Below are 22615 nucleotides of genomic sequence, written 5' to 3' on the forward strand. Positions count from 1 at the left end.
CTGCCAGGAGGCGCTGGAGCGCACGGCGTCCGCGCTGGCCGCGCAGACCTACCCGGCCGAACTCGTCGAGATCGTGGTCGCCGACGACGGCAGCACGCCGCCGGTCGAGCTGCCGGGGGCCCGCGTCGTACGGGTGACCGACGGCTGGGGACGCGGCGCGGCCCGGCAGACCGGGCAGCTGGCCGCCACCGGCGAGGTGATCCACTGGCTGGACTCCGACATGATCCTGGCCCCCGACCACCTTGAGGCGCACATGCGCTGGCACCACCTGCTCGACCACGTGGTGGTGATCGGCGACATCCGGTTCGTGACGGCCCCCGGCGAGGAGGGCACGCGACCGGAGTACACGCGTAAGACGCTGGAGTCGACCCGGATGCTGAAGGACGCGGGGACGAGCGCGTACCTGCTGCACACGGGGGCCTCCACGTCGGTGCGGGCCGAGCTGCTGCGCGCGGCGGGCGGCGTGGACGCCTCGCTCAACATGGCCGAGGACACCGAGCTGGGCTACCGGCTGGCCCAGGCGGGGGCGGTGTTCGTGCCCGATCCGCAGGCCAGGGCGTGGCACGTCGGGCCGTCCACGGTGATGCTGCGGGAGAAGGAGGTCCATCGGCACAACTGGTCCTACCTGGGCGATCTGGTGCCGGATCTGCGCTGGCTGCGCGGCCATCCCCGGCGCCACTGGCGGGTGCCGTACGTGCGGGTCGTGGTGAGCGCCACCACGTACGAGGAGACCCGGGCGAGCGTGGACGCGGCGCTGGCGGGCACGCTGCCCGACGCCGCCGTCACCGTCGTCGGCCCCTGGGGCCGGCTGACCGGCGAGCGCCGGTCCAGCCTCGACGACCCGCTGCTGGACCTGCGGCTGCTGCACAACCTGTACGCCCACGAGCCGCGCGTCACTTTCGCGGAAAGCGAACCGGTCACCGCCGCCCCCACCCCGTTCCTGCTGCGGCTGCCCGCCGGATGGGTCCTCGGGGCCGACACCCTGGCCAGGCTCGTGCGGCTGGCCGACGAGGACCTGCTCGGCCTGCTCTGCGTGGCGCTGGACGAGGACGCGGACGGGGTCGTGGCCGCCCGGTTGGAGCGCACGGCCGCCTTCGCCCGCGCCGCGCGCTTCGACGGCCCCGCCGACGACCTGGTGGACGAGCTGTTCGGCGTCCTGTGGGTCGAGGGCGGCGAGCACGGCTTCGGCGCCGCCGCCGACCCGCCGCCGCTGGGCGGCGACCCGGCCAAGTGGCGCGCCCTGGCGGCCCGGCGGCTGGCGGAGACCAAGGAGCTGCGCGCCCAGGTCGACCGGCTCTCCGCCGAGGTCGAGCGCCTGTCCCGCGCGCAGGAGCAGGAGGACCCCGCTCCCGGGCCGCTGAGCTCCCTGATCCGGCACCTGCGGAGCGCCGGATGAGCGCCGAGCGGCGGACGGTCACCGCGTTGCTGGCCGAGCTGCCGGACGCCCGGGTGTTCCTGGCCGGCATCGAGAGCCCCACCTTCCCTGCCGACGGCGAAGGCGGCGAGGGCGGTGAGGGCCGCGCCGGGCTGCCCGCCGGCGCCGTGGATCTGGACCGGGACCTGGTGGAGCCGCCCGCCGAGCCGGAGTCGGCCGACCACGTCCTCGTGCTCGCCAGGACGCCCGCCGACCTGCGCAGGGTGGCGACCCTGCACAAGCTGCTCCCGCTGGCCGGGCGGGTGGTGGTGTGCGTGCTCGACGCCCCCGCCTCGCACCCGGCCCCCGTGCCCACGCCGACCCCCGCGCACCGCTGGCGGTCGCTGACGGACCTGCGGGTCTACCAGCCCAGGAACCGGGTGTGGGTGGTGGACGCCCGCTTCTCGGCCGCGACGCCCGCCGGCCGTACGGTGACCGCCACCGCCCGCGCCTTCGCCGGTCACCGCCTGGACGTGATCGCCGCGCCCGCCGCCGGCATCGCCGGGATCGGCTCGGCCGACTGGCGTCCCGGCGACCCGAACGCCACGCCCGCCGAGGTGAGCGGCCCGGTCCCCGAACGCGTCGGCGCCCCCGGCAGCGACGTCGTGCTCCGCACGCTGGGCGACGTCGCCCTCCGCGGCCTGGCCGGCGACGCCCTGCGCCCGCCGGGCGACGGCCGCGCCCCGGACGCGTCCCCGGCCCTGACGCCGGGCGGGTCCGCCGAGCCGGGCGGGATCGGCTGGGCCGGGGACCAGGCGCCCGTCGAGCGGCCCACGATCGTCGCCGCGAGCTGGGAGAGCATCGGGCGTCCCGGCGGGGCGGGGTCGCCGCTGGCCGATCCCGACGTGCTCGGCGAGCCGTCGATGGTCCCGCCCGTGGACGAGCGGCTGGTCAACCCCCAGGGGTTCGTGACCACGCCGTCCCGGGGCATGGCCGCGCTGGCCGAGCGCGACGGCCGCTGGTCGGTGCTGCTCGACGGCAAGGTCGTCACGACGTTCGCCGAGTCGGGCGGGGTCACCGACGCCGACGTGGCCAGGCTCCGGCAGATCCGCGGCGTCGAGGTGAGCTGGCAACATCCGCACAGCGGCCCGCTGGCGGCCGTGCGGGTGCTGGCCGGTCTGGCCGCCGCCGGGGTGCCGCTGGTCACCGGGGCCGTGCCGCGCTGGGCGGGCGCTCTGGGGGACGAGCTGGTCGCGCTGCTGCCCGCCGCCCCCGACCTGTCCGACGAGCTGCGGCGCGAGGAGCACAGCATCCGGCTGCGCCGGGCCGCCCTGCGCACCCATGGCGTGGCGGCGCGGTGGGAGCAGCTCGGCGCGCCCGCCCCCGCTCCCCCGCTCACCTCCGTCCTGCTGGCCACCCGGCGCGCCGACATGGTGCCGTTCGCGCTGCGGCAGATCGCCCGCCAGCGCGACGCCCAGCTCGAAGTGGTGCTCGCGCTGCACGGCGTCCCGCGGGAGCACCCGGACGTCGCCGCGGCCCTGGCCGACTTCGGCGGCCCGCTGACCGTGTACGAGGCCGACCCCGCGGCCGTCTTCGGCGAGGTGCTGAACGAGGCCGCCGCCCGGGCCTCCGGCTCGTTCCTGCTCAAGATGGACGACGACGACTGGTACGGCCCCGACTTCCTGGCCGACCTGCTGCTCGCCCACGCCTACTCGGGGGCGCAGGTGGTCGGCACGGTGCCCGAGTTCGTCTATCTGGCCTCGATCGACGTCACCGTGCACCGCAGCCAGGTCACCGAGCAGATCACCAGCTTCGTGGCGGGCGGCACGATCCTGGTGGAGCGTTCGGCGTTCCAGGCCGTGGGCGGCTTCCGGCCGCTGCGCCGCTCGGTGGACACCCAGTTCCAGGAGGCCCTCCAGGCGGCGGGCGGCCAGATCTACCGCACCCACGGCCTGGGCTACATCCTGCGCCGCGGCCCGGCCTCCGCCCACACCTGGCAGGAGCCGATCGGCACGTTCCTGCGCCGCAACCGGCGCCAGTGGCGCGGGTTCCGCCCGAACGCCCTGATGGAGCTGGAGGGGAGCAGCCGCCCATGACCGTCCCGCGCATCCGTGGCAACGACTTCGGCGTCCTCGACCCGCCCGAGCTGGGGGCCTGGGAGCCGGAGCTCGCCGTCACGGTCGTCATCCCGGCGCACGACCGCCAGGAGACCCTGGACCTGACGCTCGCCGCCCTGTCCGCGCAGAGCTACCCGGCGCACCTGCTCGACGTGATCGTGGTGGACGACGGCAGCGCCATCCCCATCCGCCTGCCCGCCCTCGCCCCGGGCGGCACCAAGCTGATCTCCAGCCCGCCGGGCGGCTGGGGGCGCGCCTGGGCCGTGCAGGCGGGCCTGGACGCCGCCGCCGGCGACGTCGTCCTCGTGCTGGACGCCGACATGGTCCCGCACCGGCGGCACGTCGAGGCCCAGCTCCGGTGGCACCACCTGGCCCCGTACGTGGTGGTGCTGGGCTGGATCGACTTCACCTCGGCCGCCGAGCCGCCCACGCCGGAGCAGGTCGTCCAGGCCCTGGACGCGGGCGCCGAGGACGGCCTGTTCCCCCTGTCGCCGCACCGGCACGACTGGGCCGAGCAGATCATCCACGACCACGACGGCCTGCGTACGGCGTCCGGCGCGACGGCCGCCCGCGTGCACGTGGGGGCCACGGCGTCGTACCCGGCGGCGCTGCTGCGCTCGATCGGCGGCCTGGACACCTCGCTGGTGCTGGCCGAGGACACCGAGCTGGGGTACCGGCTCGTCCAGGCGGGGGCGGTGTTCGTCCCGGACCCGCAGGCGCGGGCGTGGCACGTCGGCCTGCCGACCGCGATGCGCGACGTCGCCGCGTTGAAGCGGTACAACGACCCCTACGTGGCCGACCGGGTTCCCTACCGGCGGTATCTGCGGACGGATCCGGGGCGGCAGTGGCTGGTGCCGTACGTGGAGGCGGTGGTGGCGGCGGGCGGCTACGAGGACACCCGCGCCACCGCGGACGCCCTGCTCGCCTCCTCCATCCCCGACGTGCGCCTCACCCTCACCGGCCCCTGGCCCGCGCTGCCCACCGGACGCCGCTCGCCCCTGCGCGACCCCGACCTGGACCTGCGCCTGCTCAAGGCCACCTTCGAGCACGACCCGCGGGTCCGCCTGGCCACCGAACCGCCCACCGGCACGACGGCCCCCTTCCGACTGACCGTGCCGTCCGGCTGGACTCTCTCCCCCGGCACGCTGGAACGCCTGATCGCCCACCTGGACGAGCACGACCTCGGCAGCCTGTGCCTGGCCCTGGACGAGACCTCGCAGGGCGTGGTCGCCGCCCGCCTCGACCGGACGGCCGCGCTGTCCAGAGCCGCCCTGGTCGCCGCCCCCGGCGACCACCCGGACGACCTGATCGACGCCCTGTACGGCCTGGAATGGGCGGACGGCGCGTCGTGGGGCCTGCGCCGCCGCCCCGACGTCTACCCGCCGCGCCGGCCGCCGGTCGCGGAGCTCGCCCTGCTCACCGCCCGCCACGAGAAGGAGCTGACCCTCCATCGCAAGCGCGTCGCCGCCCTGCGCGCCGAGATCGCCCAGCTGCGCCGGGAGGCCGCCAAGAACGGCAGGGACGCCTCCCGCTGGCGGGAGAAGGCCGAGAGCTGGCGGCGCGAGGCGGTGCGGCTGGCCCGCGAGCAGGACCGCACGGTCCTGAAACGGGCCGTGCGCCGCGTCCGCGACCTGGCCTTCCCCGCCCACTGACCGGGCGGGGCGGGCGTCAGTCGTCGCCCTCCACGCGCATCACGCCGGCGACCGCGCGGACGATGTCGAGCTCGCGCAGCCCCTCCATGGTCGCCGTGAGGGCCGCGTCGGTGGCGCGGTGGCTGACGATGACGAGCTGGGCGTCGTCGCCGTGCCCCTCCTGGCGGACGGTCTGGATGGACACGTCGTGCTTGGCGAACAGGTCGGCCACCCGCGCCAGCACGCCGGGCTTGTCGGCCACGTCGAGCGCCACGTGGCAGCGCGTGACCGTGTCGCCCATCGGGTGGACGGCCAGGTCGGCGTAGGTGGACTCCTCGGGCCCGTGGGTGCCGGCCAGCCGGTTGCGGCCGACGGCCACGAGGTCGCCGAGCACGGCCGAGGCCGTCGGCGCGCCGCCGGCGCCCTTGCCGTAGAACATGAGCTGCCCGGCCGACTCGGCCTCTACGAACACCGCGTTGTACGCCTCGCGCACCCCCGCCAGCGGGTGGGTGCGCGGGATCATCGCCGGGTGCACCCGCACGCCGAACGACCGGCCGTCGTCGGAGCGCTGGCAGATGGCCAGCAGCTTGATGACGTAGCCCATGGCCTTGGCGGAGGCGACGTCGGTCGCGGTGATCTCGGTGATGCCCTCGCGGTGCACCTTGTCGGCGGTGACCCGGCTGTGGAAGGCCAGGCCGGCCAGGATCGCGGCCTTGGCGGCGGCGTCGAAGCCCTCGACGTCGGCCGTCGGGTCGGCCTCGGCGTAGCCGAGCGTCTGGGCCTCCTCCAGGGCGTCGGTGAAGGACGCGCCCGAGGTGTCCATCTTGTCGAGGATGTAGTTGGTGGTGCCGTTGACGATGCCGAGCACGCGCTTGACGTGGTCGCCGGCCAGCGACTCGCGCAGCGGGCGCAGCAGCGGGATGGCGCCGGCGACGCTGGCCTCGAAGTAGAGGTCGCCGCCGCCCCGGCGGGCCGCCTCGTGCAGGGACGAGCCGTCCTCGGCCAGCAGCGCCTTGTTGGCGGTGACGACCGACTTGCCGCGTTCGAGGGCGGCCACGATGAGCGTGCGGGCCGGCTCGATGCCGCCGATCACCTCGACGACGATGTCGATGTCGTCGCGGGTGACCAGGGACTCGGCGTCGGTGGTCAGCAGCGCCGGGTCGACCTCGATGTCGCGCTTGCGCCCGAGCCTGCGCACGGCCACGCCGGCCAGCTCCAGCGGTGCGCCGATGCGCGCGGCCAGGTCGTCGGCCTGCTCGTGCAGGAGCCTGATGACCTGCGAGCCGACGACGCCGCAGCCCAGCAGAGCCACTTTCAGCGGTTTCACAGCTGCCCCCTCAACAGGTCGTCCTCGGTCTCGCCCGCCACGATCACCCGGGCCGCGCCGTCGGCGACGGCGACCACGGCGGGCCTGGGCAGGTAGTTGTAGTTGCTGGCCAGCGAACGGCAGTAGGCGCCGGTCGCGGCCACGGCGACCAGGTCGCCGGGCGCCAGGTCGGCGGGCAGGTGGCAGTCGCGCACCAGGATGTCGCCGCTCTCGCAGTGCTTGCCGACCAGGCGGCTGAGCATAGGCGCGGCGTCGCTGGCGCGGCTGGCGAGGGTGGCGGTGTACTCGGCGCCGTAGAGGGCGGTGCGCACGTTGTCGCTCATGCCGCCGTCGACGCTGACGTACGTGCGCAGCCCCTCGACGTCTTTGACCGTGCCGACCTCGTAGAGGGAGATGCCGCCCGGACCCACGATGGTGCGGCCCGGCTCGACGGTCAGGCGCGGCACCGGCAGGCCGGCGTCGGCGCAGACCTTGGTGACGATCTCGCGCAGGCCGTCGGCCAGCTCCTTGATGTCGGGGGCCTCGTCGCCCTCGACGTAGGCGATGCCGTAGCCGCCGCCGAGGTCGAGCTCGGGCAGGACGACGCCGTGCTCGTCCTTGATCTGCACCAGCAGCGTGGCCAGCCGTCGCGCGGCCACCTCGAACCCGGCGGTGTCGACGATCTGCGACCCGATGTGGGAGTGGAGGCCGACCAGGTCGAGCTGCGGCAGCGCGAGGATGCGGCGCACGGCCTCGGCGGCGGCGCCGGTGTTGAGCGACAGGCCGAACTTCTGGTCGTCGTGGGCCGTGGCGATGAACTCGTGGGTGTGGGCCTCGACCCCGGTGGTCACCCGGATCATCACCTTGGGCCGCTTGCCGAGCTGCTCGGCGAGGTAGCCGAGGCGGGCGATCTCCTCGTAGGAGTCGACCACGATGTGCCCGACGCCGCACTCCAGGGCGCGGGTCAGCTCGGCCGTGGACTTGTTGTTGCCGTGGAGGGTGATGCGCTCGGGCGGGAAGCCGACGCTGAGCGCCACCGCCAGCTCGCCGCCACTGGCGACGTCGAGGCCGAGGCCCTCGTCGGCCAGCCAGCGCACGATCTCCTTGCACAGGAACGCCTTGCCCGCGTAGTGGACCTCGGAGCCCTGGAAGGCCGTGGCGTAGTCGCGCATGCGTGAGCGTACGTCGGCCTCGTCGAGGACGTAGAGCGGCGTGCCGAACTCGCGGGCCAGGTCGCGCACGTCGACGCCGCCGACCGTGAGCGTGCCGTCGGTCCGGGTCGACGTTCGGGGCCAGATCGCGGGGTCGATCCGGTTGAGGTCGGCGGGCGCCATCGGGGGGCGCTCGTGGGGCAGCATCTCGGCGTGCCGGTCCCCGGCTGGATGGACGAAGCTCACCCGATCGAGGCTATCGGAACCGCCGCCCCTTCCAGGACCACCGCCCACGTATCGAGACGCGATCAAGGTCCACAAGCAACATTTTCACGATTTTTCGCGCTTTAGCCGGATATTTTACGATCCATCACAATCTTTCCGGCCCAACCAGTACCCCCCGGACGGCCTCCGCCAGCCGCAACCGCGCCGTGTGCACCGGCCGGACCGGCTCGTCCCCCATCGGGACGGCGGGGGCGTGCTCGTGGGCGTCGTGGTAGGCCAGCGCCAGCCGGACCGAGAAGGCGTCCCAGCCGGGGTCGCGGCTGAGGGCGCGTCCGGGCAGCTCGGCCAGCACCCGCAGCACCCGGCGGTCGTGGGGGTCGTCGAGCAGCTCGGGCCGGAAGCCGGTGAGCGGCACCCCCAGCTCCCCGGCCCACCGCCGCACCGCGCAGGCACGGACGTGGGCGTACCGGACGACGAAGCCGGGGTTGTCCCACGTGCGCGGGAAGTCGGGCCATCCGGGCTCGGGAAGGGCGGGCGGGTCCAGGGACTCGACCAGCCGTCCCGGCGCGTCCACGACGATGCGCAGGAAGCCGTTCGGCCGCGCCCGCGCCTCGCTCACCCCGTCCACCGCCCGCACCCGCGCGGCCAGCTCGGCCGGCGGGACGCGGCGGCGCAGCGCGGCGGCCGTCACGTAGACGGCCTCCCGCTCCCAGGTGCCCTCGGGCGCCGGCGGCTCCCCCAGCACCTCCGCCAGCGACTGGGCGAGCAGGTCGGTCATCGGCTCAGCGTAGGCGTCAGATCAGCGCGTGCGGCTCCGCCGAGCCGTACTCGACCAGGTGGGCCGCGCCGAGCAGCCAGCGGTCCTCGTCGCGCACCCGCACGTAGCCGAACCGGTCGGCGGAGAAGACCTTGACGCCGTCGGTGCGGCACTGGCGCATCATGACCTCGTCCCAGCCCTCGGTGAGGTCGGCGAAGCCCACCTCGCGCAGGGCGTTCCTGCGGGCGAGCAGGGTGGCCCCGGCGATCTCGGGGAGGTAGGCGTACTCGGCCTCGGGCTGCTTGAGCAGGGTCGCCTGGGGCTTGCGCAGGTGGGCGTAGAAGGCGGCCTTGCCGACGATGTCGGCCGTGCTGAACAGGAAGGCCCGGCGCAGGTCGGACAGGTAGTGCGGGCCGTAGACGTCGCGCGGGTCCATGACCGCGACCAGGTCGGCCTCGCACAGGTCGAGGCCCTTGGCCAGCATCGCGCCCTCGCTCATGGCCGGGTGGGGCCGCCGGTACAGCACCTCGGCGTCGGTCAGCACGTCACGGGCGCGCAGCTCGGCCTCGGGCGGGCCGATGACGATCACCTGGGCCACGCCGGACTGCCTGGCCACCTGGGCGAGCGCGTGCTCCATGAGCGACGGGTCGAGGATCGGCAGCAGCACGGAGGTGTCGAGGGTGGCGCGGGCGCTGGGCAGGCCGATGGCCTCCAGCAGCTCGTCCACGCGCTCGGTCATCGTCCCCGTGCCGTAGGCCCGGCGCAGGGCCACGTGCGCCCGCCGCGAGTCCGGCTCGGTGCCGATCGGCGTGCCGCAGGCGGCGATCTCGGCCAGCCGCCACTGCGGCGTGCCCGGCGGGCAGTCGGCCGCGGCCGGCCAGCGGTAGGAGGTGAGCACGTCGGGATAGGCCAGGTGCGGCGGCAGCAGCTGGTCGAGCGTGAGCACCCGGTCGACCCGCCCGCCGGCCAGCGGCAGCGGGTTGTGCACCCGGGGCTGCACGCCGAAGTGCAGGCGCGGCCACGGGACCGTCATGTCGGTGGTGAAGCGGTGCTCGAACAGCTCGGCCGCGGCGGCGTAGTCCGCCACGTCGCCCTGGGTGTGCCAGAAGACGGTGCGGATGCCGCGCTCGGCGCACCAGGCCAGCAGGGACCTGAGCCCCTCGCCCGGCTCGCCGGTCAGCTCCTCCAGCCACGGCCCCTGCGTGACGGACTCCACCACGAGCAGGTGGGGCACCTCCAGCGGCAGCACGCGGGCGAAGTCGCGCGGCGTGAACCCGGTCGTCTGACGCCACTCGTAGCGCAGCAGCGCCTCGACGTGCGGATCGGCGACGACGGCCGCGGTCAGGTGCGGGCGGGTGTTGGGCCCGGTGGGGATCCGGTACGGCTTGAGCTTGAACGAGGCCCCGCCCAGCGTCCTGGTCGTGCTGGTGGCCTGGAACGACGCCCCAGGACGCGCCTCCTTGGCCCCCTGGACGGCCACCGGCCGGCGCTTGGGCGCGCTGGGCCGCTTGACCGGCTTGGCCGCGCCCTTGAGCCCCTTGGCCAGGCGCATCGGGTTGTTCTTGCCGCTCTTGATGGCGTCGCCGAGCCGGTTCCAGCGGGCGACCTTGATCGAGGACAGCTTCCAGTTGGCCACCTCGGCCTGGAAGCGCTGCTCGGCCAGCTCCTTGCGCAGCCTGTCGGCCGCGGCGCGCTCGGCCTCCAGCCGCTCCTCGGTCTCGCTCAGCTGCTCGGCCAGCTTCCTGGCCTCCTCGGCGCTCTCCTCGGCGGCCGCCAGCCTGGACTGCGCGGCGTCCAGCAGCCTGGCCAGTTCGGCCGCGCGCTCGGCCTGCGCGACAGCTTCCCGCAACGCCCGACGCGTGCTTTCCAGCTCGGTAGACAACCGGACCTCCGCTCTCTCAGCCCGGCAAAGGATACTCTTTTGCAGGAAGCGTCTCGAAGGGATGAGATCCGGTGCAGTTCAACGTGCGACCCTACGTATGCGGCGCTCTCGGCCGGATCGACACCTCCATACTGGGCAAACTCACCGCCGCGGGCCCCAAGGTGCGGCCCGCGCTCCAGACGGACGAGGCCGCGCTGTTCAGCTCCGCGCCGCTGCCGCCGTACCACCGGGCGGGCGGCGCGTTCGCGTTCTCGTGGGGCGAGCGCAAGCCCGCCGCCGCCGAGGACTGGATGACGGTCGCGGAGACGTACGAGACGCCCGGCCTGATCGGCGACGGCGCGCGGGTGACGTTGCACGCGGGCGCGCTCGGCCTGGTCGACGTCTACCACGTGCGGCAGGGCGACGCGGTCTACTTCTCCTCGCTGATCCAGCCGCTGCTCAGCCTGGTGCCCATCGAGATCGACTGGGCCGCCTGGGCCTCGATCATCCAGGTGACGTTCCCGCTGGGCGAGGCGACCCCGTACCGGGAGGTCAGGCGGCTGCCGGGGTCGAGCGCGCTGGTTTTCGAGCACGGACGCCTGGCCACCGAGCGCCGGTTGCCGCGCTGGCTGCGCACCGAGCCGTACGAGGCGTGGACCAGCCCCGAGGAGATCGTCGAGCTGCTGCACCACGTCTACGAGGACTACGACGGCCGCAGGCTGCTCGTGCCGGTCAGCGGCGGCTACGACTCGCGCCTGCTGGCCAGTGTGGCCATGGCCCGCGGCGCCGACGTCGAGTCGTGGACCACCAGCCCCGACGACGGCACCGACACCGACATCGCCTTCGCCAGGTCGATCACCCGCGAGCTGGGCATCCCGCACCGGGTCGTCACCCAGGACGCCGCCGCCTACCCCGCCGACGCCGCCGAGGTGGCCCGCCGGCTGGAGTACCTGACGCCGCACCACGCCTGGTACGCGCCGTTCGCCAAGGAGGTGCACGGCTCGGGCCGCATCCTGGTCGACGGCCTGGCCGGCGGCCCGCTGCTGAAGAACTTCATGGTCAGCGGCGCCGCGCTGGAGGCCAGGACGCAGGCCGAGCGGTCGGCGGCGCTGCTGGGCTCGCTGTCGCTGGGCGCGCCCGCGCAGCCGTTCCTGTCCAAGGCGGCCGCGCAGTGGATGGAGGAGACCGTGCGCGAGCAGTTCGCGGCGGCCACCTCGATGCTCCACGGCCACCGGGCCGAGCTGCCGCTGTCAGTGCTGCACACCAGGACCGTGCGCGGCATCGCGCGTTCGGCGGTCAACCTGGTGGGGCCGGAGGCGTCGTTCGCGGCGCCGTTCATCCATCCCGCCTTCTTCGACGCCGCGCTCAGCGTCGGCGTCGCGCGCAAGGACAAGGGCCGCTTCTACCGCGAGGTGCTGCACGCGGCCAACCCGAGGGTGGCCGCGCTGCCGTCCACGAACGTGGTCAAGCAGCCGCTCCAGCGGGTGCCCCTGCGTTCCACGGCCGCGCCGGCGCGGGCGTACTCCCACGCCATGCTCGAAGTCGTGGCCCGGCGGGTGCCCGCGATGCTCTCCGACGAGCTGCACGAGGTGATCGCCGGCGGTCCGGACGCGCTGACCCGGTTCAACGGCTGGAACGACCGTTTCTGGGTGCGCGGACTGGTGCTTTTCGGACTCTGGCTGAACGACTTCGAGAACGACCTCCCGGACGTCACCGCACCTTTTTAGTGAACTCTGGGTAACAGGGCGATTACATACGGATCTCGCGGGTATTACACGTCGCACAGCAGAAGCGGGTTCCGGAAAGCCACCGGGCTGGTAGTGTTCGGCCCGTAAGCGCCGCAACAAACGGGCACCAGATCACAAATCCGGTCTCGTTCGAGGGCATGGAGTTCGCAGGGATGACGACTCCACGCGGCGCGGTCACCAGCTAAGAACGCCGGGGTAACCGGTGACTTCGTCCTGCCCACATCTCTTCCTGTGAGCGACATCATGATCAACGCATCCCCATCACCTGAGTCGATCTCTGAGGCTTTCGTCTCGGAAGATCCGCGATGGTACAAGCGGGCGGTGTTCTACGAGGTTCTCGTCCGGGGGTTCAAGGACTCCAACGGTGACGGCACGGGCGACCTGCGCGGTCTCATCGAGAAGCTCGGGTACCTGGAATGGCTCGGCGTCGACTGCCTCTGGCTGCTGCCGCTGTACGAGTCCCCGCTGCGCGATGGCGGTTATGACATTTCGGACTATATGAAGATCCTTCCGGATTTTGGCGACCTGGGAGACTTCGTCCAGTTGATCGAGGCCGCGCACGAGCGGGGCCTGCGGATCATCACCGACCTGGTCATGAACCACACCAGCGACAGGCACCCGTGGTTCCAGGCCTCCAGGCACGATCCGGAGGGGCCCTACGGGGACTTCTACGTCTGGTCCGACGAGCCCACCGGCTATCCGGACGCGCCGATCATCTTCATCGGCGCCGAGGAGTCCAACTGGACGTACGACCCTGTGCGCAAGCAGTACTACTGGCACCGTTTCTTCCACCACCAGCCGGACCTGAACTATGACAACCCGGCGGTGCAGGAGGCCATGCTGGAGGTGCTGCGGTTCTGGCTCGACCTGGGGATCGACGGTTTCCGCCTCGACGCGGTGCCGTACCTTTTCGAGCGTGAGGGCACGGCGTGCTCCGGGCTGCCCGAGACGCACGCGTACCTGAAGAAGATCCGCTCGGAGGTCGACCGGCTCTACCCCGACCGGGTGCTGCTGGCCGAGGCCAACGGCTGGCCCGAGGACGTCGTGGAGTACTTCGGCGACCCCACCACCGGCGGCGACGAGTGCCACATGGCCTTCCACTTCCCGCTGATGCCGCGCATCTACATGGCGGTGAAGAAGGAGACCCGCGAGCCGATCTCCGAGATCATGTCCCGCACCCCCAAGCTGCCCGACACGGCACAGTGGGGCATCTTCCTGCGCAACCACGACGAGCTCACGCTCGAGACGGTGACCGAGGAAGAGCGCGACTACATGCACAAGGAGTACGCCAAGGACCCGCGCATGCGGGCCTACCTCGGCATCCGGCGTCGGCTGGCGCCCCTGCTGGACAACAACCGGGACCTGATCGAGCTGTTCACGGCGCTGTTGTTGTCGCTGCCGGGCTCGCCGGTCATGTACTACGGCGACGAGATCGGCATGGGCGACAACATCTGGCTGGAGGACCGCGACTCGGTCCGCACGCCGATGCAGTGGAGCCCCGACCGCAACGCCGGGTTCTCCTCGGCCGACCCGGGCCGCCTCTACCTGCCGGCCGTCATGGACCCGATCTACGGCTTCCAGGCGGTCAACGTGGAGGCCCAGCAGCGCCACGCGGGCTCCCTGCTGCACTTCACCCGCAGCATGCTGGAGATCCGCAAGAACCACCCGGTGTTCGGCCTCGGCGCCTACACCGAAATGTGGTCCTCCAACCCGTGCGTGCTCACGTACGTGCGCGAGGACCGCGACGACGTGATGCTCTGCGTCAACAACCTGTCGAAGTTCCCGCAGCCCGTCGAGCTGGACCTGCGCAGGTTCGAGGGCATGGTGCCGGTCGAGGCCCGCGGCGGGGTGCGCTTCCCGAAGATCGGTGAGCTGCCCTACCTGCTGACCCTGCCGGGCCACGGCTTCTACTGGTTCGCGCTGAAGCCCGGGGACTGAGCACAGCCCCCGAGCAGATCAGCGTGACGTGACGGGCACCTGGGCACGGGCCGCGCGGCGGGCGGGAATGAGCGCCACCGCGAGGGCCGTGCCCACTGCCGTCACCACGGCCACTCCCAGCGTCACCGGCGAGGGCGCGCGGCCGATGCCCGCGCCCACGCCGCTCGTGTGACCCTGCAGGTCGATCAGCCCCACCACCACCGACGCCCCCACCGCCGTGCCGGCGCCGACGCCGAGCACGACCAGCAGGCCGGTGCCGGTCACCAGCGTGGCCATGACCTGGCGTGGCGTCAGCCCCATGGCCTTGAGCACGGCCAGGTCGAAGGCGTGGTCGCGCAGGCCGATCGCGCTCGCGGTGAGCAGGTTGGCCAGGCCGATCAGGGCCAGCACGGCGATCAGCGCCACGATCACCACTCTGATGATCGACAGCCGGTCGGCCGGGTTGACCGCGGCCTGCACGTCGAGGTTCTCCCCCGACTCGGCCAGCAGCCTGGCGCGCACCTCGGCCTTGTCGGCGCCCGGCCGCAGGGCCAGCGCGTAGTACTGGGGCGGCACGGAGTCCTTGGCGGCCAGGCTGTCCAGGCCCACCGAGAGCACCTCGCCGTCCAGGTCGGGCTCGACGGTGCGGCCCACGATCCGGACGATCAGCGGCGAGCCGCCCACGGTCAGGCGCACCCGGTCGCCGATCCTGACCCCCAGCAGGTCGAGCAGCCCCTGCCCGGCGACCGCCTCGCCGCGCTCGGCGTAGCCCCTGCCCTCCATCACGGGGAACGGGTAGGGGTCGGTCGAGCTGCCGACCGCCCGCACCCGGACCGACCGGGCCTCGCCCGGGGCCAGGGCGTTCACGTCGCTGCCCGGGTAGACAGCGCGCACGTCGCGGTCGCGTTCGGCGATGCGCTGGGCCTCGGCCGACTCCATCTGCTTGCCGGGACGGACGTACAGGCCGGCGTGCTGGCCGACCTGTTCGGGGTGGCTGAGGAAGTTGTCGAGGGTGGCCCAGACGCCGAGCCCGATCGTGATCATCATCATCGGCACGGCCAGGCCGAACGCCGTCAGGAACGCCGGCACGCGCCTGGTGAAGGCGTCGCGGGTGCCCAGGATCAGGGCGGGCGGGAGGCGTACGAGCAGGCCGAGCCGGGCCAGCCGGGACAGGTGGCCGCGCGGCGGCGAGGCCGGCACGGCGGGGATCGGCGGCGTGCGCGCCCCCCGCCAGGCGGGCACCCCCACCGCCCCCAGGACGACCAGCGCCGTGCCCGCCACGATGGCCAGCACCGGGACCGGCGCGGCCGAGTACGTGCCGAGCACCACCGCCGTCGCCCCCCAGCCCGCCAGCGCGCCGAGACCGACGCCGAGCAGGCCGAGCGCGCCGTGCTCGACCAGGAGCAGCAGGGCGACCTGGCCGCCGGTGAAGCCCATCGACTTGAGCGTGGCCAGGTCGCGGAGCTGGCCGAGCACCCGGCCGCCGGCGGCGTTGGCCAGCGCGAGCGCCGCCGCGACCATGCCCACCACGCCGAACAGCGCGAGCAGCGTGCCGAGCAGCCGGTTGTCCAGCTCCATCGCGGCCCTGACCTCGCGCCAGGTGTAGACGCGCTGGAGCTTGTCCTCCAGCATCACCACGACGCGCTGGGCCACGACCTGGCTGGCGTCGGGGTCGGACAGGCGCAGCCCGGTGACCCATTCGCTGCGGCCCAGCATGGGCTCGACGCGGTCGAGCGTGGCGGGCAGCACCCAGGCCAGCCCGGGGGTCCATTCGGGGTAGAAGCCCTGGTCGGCGGAGTCGGCGATGCCGCGCACGTACAGGGTGTGGCGCTCGCCGTTGAGCGCGATGACGGTGAACGGCGAGCCGATCGCCAGGCCCAGCGACCTGGCGAAGGAGTGTTCGACGACCACGCCGTCGGGCTGTGAGCCGTCGAGCCACCTGCCCTCGGCCAGCACGGGATGGGCCACCCGGGGCGGCGAGGCGGGCATCGCGCGCAGCGACGCGGGCTCCTTCTTGCCCTCCTGCGCCACGGTGACGGGCGCCGAGCGGTAGGGGCCCGCGGTGCCGGTGACGCCGTCGATGCCGCCCAGGGCGACTTGGGGGTCGTCGTCGGTGTAGACCCAGACGTGGGCGCCGTCGGTCTGGGCCGACAGGCTGCGCCACGGGTTGGTGCCGTCCTCCAGGAGGGTCGCCGCGGTGATCAGGGCGGCCACGATCCCGGCCACGACCAGCACGGTGAGCACCGCCTGGCCCTTCCTGGCCCGCAGGTCGGCCTTGATCCACCGGCTTCCGGCCAGGGTGGTGCTCATCGGAGGTCGATCACCTCGCCGGCGGTGCGGGTGCGGCGGCGGGCGATGCGGCCGTCGTCGACGATCTCGCCGTCGAACAGCGACACCAGCCGGTCGGCCAGGCCCGCCACCCGGGCGTCGTGGGTGACCATGACGATCGTCTGCCCCTCTTTGTGCACGTCGCTGAGCAGGCGCAGCACGTCGCGCGTGTTGCGGCTGTCGAGGTTGCCGGTGGGCTCGTCGGCCAGCAGCAGGCTGGGCTTGTTGGCCAGGGCCCTGGCCAGCGCGACGCGCTGCTGCTCGCCGCCGGAGAGCTGGGCGGGCGAGGCCCCGGCGCGGTCGGCCAGGTTGAGCGCGCCGAGCAGGCTCTCGCGCCGCTCTCGGGCCACCTTGGGCGAGGCCCCGGCCAGCAGCGCGGGCAGCTCGACGTTGTCGCCGACGGTCATGTTGGCGACCAGGTTGAAGAACTGGAAGACGAAGCCGACCTTCTTGCGCCGCAGCAGCGCCCAGGCGCTCTCGGAGAGGGTGTCGACCCGCTGCCCGTCGAGCCAGATCTCGCCGCTGGTGCGCGCGTCGAGGCCGCCGAGCATGTGCACGAGCGTGGACTTGCCCGAGCCGGAAGGCCCCATCACCGCGACGAACTCGCCCGGCTCGACCTGGAGGTCCACCCCACGCACGGCCGGCACCGGCACTGCGCCATCTTGGTAGATTTTGACCAGATTGACCGTTTTTAGGACCGAGCTCATGCCAGATCCTCCTGGCATCGCTCCAGCCAGTCAAGATCGGCCTGAAGGTGCAGCATGGCCCCTTCGATCAGCAGCAGAGCCACCCGATCGGCAGGCTCGGTACGGGAGAGCAGGTCGTTGAGGTCGCCCATGAGCGACAGGTAGTGGCGGCGCTGGCGGCTGATCAGCGCCATCCGGTCGGCGATGCCGGTGAGCGGCGCGAGCACGAGCTTCATGAAGAACTCGTCGCGCACCCTGGGCCCCTCGGTGGGCTCGTCGACCCAGATGGTGAGCAGGTCGCGGCCCTTGGCGGTCAGGTAGTAGACCTTCTTGTTCGGCCGGTTGGACTGTTCGACGTCGACGGCCCTGACCAGCCCGTCCTTCTCCAGCCGGCCGAGCGTCACGTATATCTGCCCGATGTTCGGGGAGGGGTAGGCGCTGCCGAACGTCTGTTCAAGGGCCTGTTTGAGCTCGTAGCCGTGGGCCGGTTCCTTGGCCAGGAGCGCCAGCAGGTGAAGCCGCACGCCTCACCTCCCCGCTTTGTGTTACGTGAGCGTTACGTAGGTATCCGTTGACCATCAGATTACAGGTGTGCATAACATGAATGCATCTACCTAACACGTATGTAACCCCGCTGATTGTGGAGGAAACAGAGTGCTGCGCCCGCTTTCGTTCGCTCTGGTCGTCGTGCTGGCGGCCGGATGCACGGTGGCGGGTGACGAGGGCAGCGGCGAGAAGGGGACGGGCGGCACAGGCCCGATCACCTTCGCCACCGGACGCGACACCACGGCGTACCTGCAACCCCTGCTGGACCGCTGGAACCAGGCCCACCCGGCCGAGAAGGTGACGCTGCTGGAGCTGCCCGAGGCCGCCGACGAGCAACGCGCCCAGATGGTGGCCAACCTCCAGGCCCAGAGCAACCGCTACGACGTGCTGGGGCTCGACGTGGTGTGGACCGCCGAGTTCGCGGAGAACGGCTGGATCATCCCCCTGGAGCGCGGGTTGTTCCCGCTCGACAGGTTCCTGCCGCCCGTCGTGGACACGGCCGTCTACAAGGGCAAGCTCTGGGCCGTCCCGTACACCAGCAACGCGGGACTGCTCTACTACCGGACCGATCTCATCAAGAAGCCGCCGCAGACCTGGGCGGAACTTCGCGATAAAGCGCGAGAAGTAACGAAAAAGCGGGACATCGGAGGCTATGCGGCCCAACTCCTGGCCTACGAAGGCTTGACCGTGAACTTCTCCGAGGCAGTGCAGTCGGCGGGCGGGCAGATTCTCAACCACGACGGCACGGAAGTGACCCTCGATCCGGCCAAGGGGAAGATCGCGCTCGACTTCCTGATGCAAGGGCTGCGGGAGCGCTGGATCACCGGCGACTCCCTGTCCTTCAAGGAGGAGGAGACCCGGCTGGCCTTCCAGGACGGGAAGCTGGCCTTCGCCCGCAACTGGCCGCACGCCTACGGCCCGGCCAGGGCCAAGCTGGGCGACCGCTTCGCGGTGACCCGGCTGCCCGGACTCAACGGTCAGGGATCCAGCTCCCTCGGCGGGATCAACCTGGCCGTCAGCGCCTACTCCAAGCACCAGCAGACCGCACAGCAGTTCATCCGCTACTTCACCAGCCTGGAGAACGAACGCCGCGTCCTCACCGAGGGCTCCTTCCCGCCCGTGTGGACCGAGCTGTACGACGACCCGGCCCTGATCAAGCGGTTCCCGTACCTGCCGGTGCTCAAGGAGAGCATCCTCGCCGCCAAACCACGGCCGGTGAGCGCCAACTACAACCAGGTGAGCCTGGTGATCGCCAGCTCGGTCGCCAAGGCCCTGGCCGACCCCGAGAACGAGTCCGCCGACGACGTCGCGGCCTCCATGAAGTCAGAACTCGAAGAGATCATCAGAACCCAGTGAGGCAAGCCATGCGTAAAGCCAGTGCAGCAGTAGTCCTGGCAGGGCTCGCGGTAGCCGTCGCCGCCTGCGGCAACGCCCCGACGACGACGACCCCCACCGCCTCGGAGTCGGCGCCGGCCAGTTCCGCCGCCGGCGCCAAGACGCTCGAAGGCGTCAAGCTGGAGGTCGCGGCCAAGTGGACCGGCGCGGAGCAGAAGAACTTCGAGCAGGTGCTCAAGGCCTTCTCCGACAAGACCGGCGCCACCGTCACCTACGCCTCCACGGGTGAGGACACCGGCGCCTACCTCGGCCCGCGCATCCAGGGCAAGAACCCGCCGGACGTCGCGATCCTGCCGCAGCCGGGTCTGGTGCAGCAGTACGCCAAGCAGGACGCGCTCAAGCCGCTGTCCGCCGAGGTCACCCAGGAGATCGACACCAACTACACGCCGTACTGGAAGGAGCTCGGCTCCGCCGACGGCAAGGTGTACGGCGTGCTCATCAAGGCCGCGCACAAGTCGCTGGTCTGGTACCGCTCCGAGGCGTTCGAGGAGGCCGGCGTCCAGGTGCCGACGACCTGGGACGAGCTGATCAAGGCCGGGCAGACCATCGCCGACTCCGGCACCCCGCCCTTCTCCCTCTGCGGCGCCTCCGGCTGGACGCTGACCGACCTGTTCGAGAACGTCTACCTGTCCAGCGCCGGCCCGGAGAACTACGACAAGCTCTCCAAGCACGAGATCCCGTGGACCGACGCCAGCGTCGCCACCGCCCTGGAGAAGATCGCGCAGATCGCGGGCAAGAAGGAGTTCGTGCTCGACGGCGCCTCCGGCGCGCTGCAGACCGACTTCCCGACCTGCGTGACCAAGGTCTACGGCAACAAGAAGGCCGCCATGGTCATCGAGGCCGACTTCGTCGCCACCCAGGCCACCCAGGACGGCGCCAAGGTCGGCGAGGGCGCCAAGTACTTCCCGTTCCCGAAGGCCGGCGACACCGCCCCGGTCGTGCTCGGCGGCGACGTGGCCGTGGTCATGAAGGACTCCCCCGGCGCGATGGCCCTGGTGCAGTTCCTGGCCTCCAAGGAGGGCGGCGAGATCTGGGCCAAGCTCCCCGGCTACCTGTCGCCCAACAAGAACGTCTCCCCCGACAACTACCCCGACGAGCTGACCAAGCAGCTCGGCCAGACGATCGTCTCCGCCGGCGACGCCGTCCGCTACGACATGTCGGACCTGGCCCCGAGCGCCTTCGGCGGCACCGACGGCAAGGGCGAGTGGAAGGTCCTTCAGGACTTCCTGCGCAACCCGAGCGACGTCAAGGGCGCCCAGGAGGCGCTCGAGGCCGAGGCCAAGAAGGCCTGGAAGTAAAGAGGTAAGGCCGTGACCGAACGGTTGGACGGCCCGGCGGCCCCGCCCGCGAAGATCGCGGGCGGGCCCTCCGCAGGACCGGCTGAAACCCCCCGTACGAGACGACGCCTCGGCCCATCGCCGGCGGTCGCCATCGCCTTCCTCCTGCCGGCGGCCCTGCTGCTCGGCGTCTGGGTGGTCTACCCCATCGTCTACTCCATCTTCCGCAGCCTGTTCGACGCCTCGGGCAGCGGGTTCGTGGGGCTGGGCAACTACGCCACGATCTTCAGCGACCAGGGCATGCTGGTCACGATCCGCAACAACCTCATCTGGGTGGTCGTGGCGCCGATCGTGGTCACCACGATCGGCCTGATCTTCGCGGTGCTGACCGAGCGCATCAAGTGGGCGACGGCGTTCAAGCTGATCGTGTTCATGCCGATGGCGGTCTCGCTGATGGCCGCGGGCGTCATCTTCCGCCTGGTGTACGAGGAGAGCCCCGACAAGGGCCTGGCCAACGCCGTGCTCACCACCGTGCACGACACGTTCTCCTCCTCCAAGGGCTACCCCGAGGCCCGGCCGCGCGGCGGCGACGAGTCTCCCGTGACCGAGCAGAACGGCGCGGTCGTCACCAAGGAGCCCGCCCAGGCGGGCCGGCCGGTGCTGATCCCGATCGTCGGCGTCAAGCCGCAGACCATGCCGTCCAACGCCCAGACCGCTCGCGCCCCCTCGGGCGACGGCCTGTCGGGGACCGTCTGGTTCGACTTCACCCAGGGCGGCGGCGGCAAGAGCGGCGCGGTCGACCCGACGGAGAAGGGCCTGCCCGGCATCACCGTCGAGGCGGTCCAGAACGGCAAGGTGGCGGGCACCGCGACGACCGCCGACGACGGCACGTTCCGCTTCGACGGCCTGCCCGCGGGCTCCTACGTCGTACGGCTGCCGGAGTCGAACTTCCAGGCCAGCTACGGCGGCCTGACCTGGCTCGGCCAGACGCTCATCACGCCGGCGATCATCGGCGCGTTCGTCTGGGTGTGGGCCGGGTTCGCGATGGTGCTGATCGCCGCCGGCCTCGCCGCCATCCCGCGGGACGCCCTGGAGGCCGCCCGCATCGACGGCGCGACCGAGTGGCAGGTGTTCCGGCGGATCACCGTGCCGCTGCTGTCGCCGGTGCTGCTCGTCGTCTTCGTGACGATGATCATCAATACGCTGAAGGTCTTCGACCTGGTCTACATCATCGCGCCGGCCTCGGTTCAGCCGCAGTCGAACGTGGTCGCGCTGGAGATGTGGCGCGTGTCGTTCGGCGGCGGGAACAACCAGGGGCTCGGCAGCGCACTCGCGGTGTTCCTGCTCATCCTGGTCCTCCCCTTCATGATCATGAACATCCGCCGGTTCAGAAGGGAAGACACATGACGACCGCGACCGTGAACGCGTCTCACGGACTGGAGTCGGGCGCGCCGCGCAGGGGCGTGGCGAGCAGGATCGTGGACCGCCTCGGCGGCGGGGCCGTCCAGGTGATCATGATCGTGCTCGGCCTGTTCTGGCTGGTGCCGACGCTCGGCCTGCTGGTCGTCTCCCTGCGCACGGTGAAGGTGAACAACGCCGAGGGCTGGTGGACGATCTTCACCAAGCCCGCCGAGCTGACCCTGGCCAACTACAAGAACCTGCTGGCCAGCGGCTTCACCTCGTCGTTCTGGAACACGGTGGCCATCACCGTGCCGACCACGATCCTGGTGATCGGCATCGCGGCCATGGCGGCGTACGCGTTCGCGTGGATGGAGTTCCGCGGCCGGGACACGGCGTTCCTGGTCGTGGTGGGCCTGCTGATCGTGCCGATCCAGATCGCGCTGATCCCCGTCGCCGCCTTCTACGGCGGTGTCGGGATCTTCGGCACGATCCCCGGCGTGGTGCTGTTCCACACGGCGTTCGGCCTGCCGTTCGCCATCTTCCTGCTGCGCAACTTCTTCGTCGGCATCCCGGCCTCGCTCCTGGAGGCGGCCAGGATGGACGGCGCACCCGAGTGGAAGATCTTCGCCCAGGTCGTGTTCCCGCTGGGCAAGCCGGCCATCGCCTCGCTGGGGATCTTCCAGTTCCTGTGGGTGTGGAACGACATGCTCATCGCGCTCGTGTTCGCCAACACCGACAACCAGCCGATGACCAAGGCCCTGCAGTCTCAGATGCGGCAGTTCGGATCGAACGTCGACATCCTCTCCTCTGGGGCGTTCCTGTCACTGATCATCCCGCTGGTGCTGTTCTTCGCCTTCCAGCGGTACTTCGTCCAGGGCATGATGGCCGGTTCCGTCAAGTAGGCCATTCCCGGCG

At 71.9% G+C, this 22615-nt stretch carries 16 protein-coding genes; 9 read left to right on the plus strand and 7 right to left on the minus strand.

Translation table 11 applies throughout. The annotated features are described in order from the left end of the window. From ACWCSD_RS17170 to ACWCSD_RS17180, 3 genes are all read left to right on the plus strand, one after another. A partial coding sequence (locus ACWCSD_RS17170; RefSeq protein WP_449915939.1) for a glycosyltransferase occupies window positions 1–1396 on the plus strand: 1396 nt, incomplete at its 5' end. Continuing rightward, window positions 1393–3450, plus strand: coding sequence for a glycosyltransferase (locus ACWCSD_RS17175; RefSeq protein ID WP_449915941.1), 2058 nt, complete (start codon window positions 1393–1395; stop codon window positions 3448–3450). The genes ACWCSD_RS17170 and ACWCSD_RS17175, both read left to right, overlap by 4 nt. Further along, the gene (locus tag ACWCSD_RS17180; protein WP_449915944.1) at window positions 3447–5123 is read left to right on the plus strand and encodes a glycosyltransferase; all 1677 of its coding nucleotides are present in this window, start codon (window positions 3447–3449) and stop codon (window positions 5121–5123) included. Before ACWCSD_RS17175 ends, ACWCSD_RS17180 begins: the two co-directional genes overlap by 4 nt. Window positions 5124–5139: 16 nt before the next feature. Here ACWCSD_RS17180 and ACWCSD_RS17185 read toward each other — a convergent pair whose 3' ends face one another. The 4 genes from ACWCSD_RS17185 to ACWCSD_RS17200 form a co-directional block, all read right to left on the minus strand. Next, entirely contained in the window at window positions 5140–6429 is a 1290-nt protein-coding gene (locus tag ACWCSD_RS17185) for a homoserine dehydrogenase (protein ID WP_397162447.1), read from the minus strand. Further along, on the minus strand, window positions 6426–7766 hold the full coding sequence (gene lysA / locus ACWCSD_RS17190; protein ID WP_397162593.1) for a diaminopimelate decarboxylase: 1341 nt from the start codon (window positions 7764–7766) through the stop codon (window positions 6426–6428). Before lysA ends, ACWCSD_RS17185 begins: the two co-directional genes overlap by 4 nt. Before the next feature lie 163 nt (window positions 7767–7929). Next, the gene (locus ACWCSD_RS17195; protein WP_397162446.1) at window positions 7930–8562 is read right to left on the minus strand and encodes an anticodon-binding protein; all 633 of its coding nucleotides are present in this window, start codon (window positions 8560–8562) and stop codon (window positions 7930–7932) included. Between the two features lie 16 nt (window positions 8563–8578). Beyond that, on the minus strand, window positions 8579–10390 hold the full coding sequence (locus tag ACWCSD_RS17200) for a hypothetical protein (protein WP_397162445.1): 1812 nt from the start codon (window positions 10388–10390) through the stop codon (window positions 8579–8581). 116 nt (window positions 10391–10506) lie between these two features. On the opposite strand from ACWCSD_RS17200, the gene ACWCSD_RS17205 reads away from it, so the two are divergent. Both ACWCSD_RS17205 and treS read left to right on the plus strand, forming a co-directional pair. Further along, window positions 10507–12129 carry an asparagine synthetase B family protein gene (locus ACWCSD_RS17205; protein ID WP_449915947.1) on the plus strand — a complete coding sequence of 541 codons (1623 nt, stop codon included), beginning with the start codon at window positions 10507–10509 and terminating at the stop codon, window positions 12127–12129. Window positions 12130–12393: 264 nt separating this feature from the next. After that, the gene (gene treS, locus ACWCSD_RS17210; RefSeq protein WP_358283394.1) at window positions 12394–14088 is read left to right on the plus strand and encodes a maltose alpha-D-glucosyltransferase; all 1695 of its coding nucleotides are present in this window, start codon (window positions 12394–12396) and stop codon (window positions 14086–14088) included. Between the two features lie 18 nt (window positions 14089–14106). On the opposite strand, the gene ACWCSD_RS17215 is transcribed toward treS, so the two are convergent. Genes ACWCSD_RS17215 through ACWCSD_RS17225 form a run of 3 tightly spaced genes read right to left on the minus strand, consistent with a single transcriptional unit; the run spans window position 14107 to window position 17605 of the window. Then, window positions 14107–16377, minus strand: a complete 2271-nt coding sequence (locus ACWCSD_RS17215; RefSeq protein WP_358283392.1) for an ABC transporter permease — start codon at window positions 16375–16377, stop codon at window positions 14107–14109. Further along, the gene (locus ACWCSD_RS17220) at window positions 16374–17102 is read right to left on the minus strand and encodes an ABC transporter ATP-binding protein (protein WP_352349946.1); all 729 of its coding nucleotides are present in this window, start codon (window positions 17100–17102) and stop codon (window positions 16374–16376) included. Before ACWCSD_RS17220 ends, ACWCSD_RS17215 begins: the two co-directional genes overlap by 4 nt. Beyond that, window positions 17099–17605 (minus strand): PadR family transcriptional regulator, encoded by a 507-nt coding sequence (locus tag ACWCSD_RS17225; RefSeq protein ID WP_387668059.1) that lies wholly within the window; start codon window positions 17603–17605, stop codon window positions 17099–17101. The genes ACWCSD_RS17220 and ACWCSD_RS17225 overlap by 4 nt, the downstream gene beginning before the upstream one ends. A 130-nt stretch (window positions 17606–17735) precedes the next feature. Between ACWCSD_RS17225 and ACWCSD_RS17230 the strand changes: the two genes are divergently transcribed. The 4 genes from ACWCSD_RS17230 to ACWCSD_RS17245 are packed head-to-tail and all read left to right on the plus strand — an operon-like array spanning window position 17736 to window position 22602. Next, entirely contained in the window at window positions 17736–18983 is a 1248-nt protein-coding gene (locus ACWCSD_RS17230; protein WP_387668062.1) for an ABC transporter substrate-binding protein, read from the plus strand. Window positions 18984–18991: 8 nt separating this feature from the next. Next, a complete protein-coding gene (locus ACWCSD_RS17235; protein WP_358283386.1) occupies window positions 18992–20320 on the plus strand; it encodes an ABC transporter substrate-binding protein in 1329 nt (442 codons plus the stop codon). A 12-nt stretch (window positions 20321–20332) separates the two neighbouring features. Then, window positions 20333–21706: an ABC transporter permease gene (locus tag ACWCSD_RS17240; RefSeq protein ID WP_387668065.1), complete on the plus strand. Its 1374-nt coding sequence runs from the start codon at window positions 20333–20335 to the stop codon at window positions 21704–21706. Then, entirely contained in the window at window positions 21703–22602 is a 900-nt protein-coding gene (locus ACWCSD_RS17245) for a carbohydrate ABC transporter permease (RefSeq protein ID WP_397162442.1), read from the plus strand. The genes ACWCSD_RS17240 and ACWCSD_RS17245 overlap by 4 nt, the downstream gene beginning before the upstream one ends. Window positions 22603–22615: the final 13 nt, after the last annotated feature.

The sequence above is a fragment of the Nonomuraea sp. NPDC001684 genome, assembly GCF_053596515.1.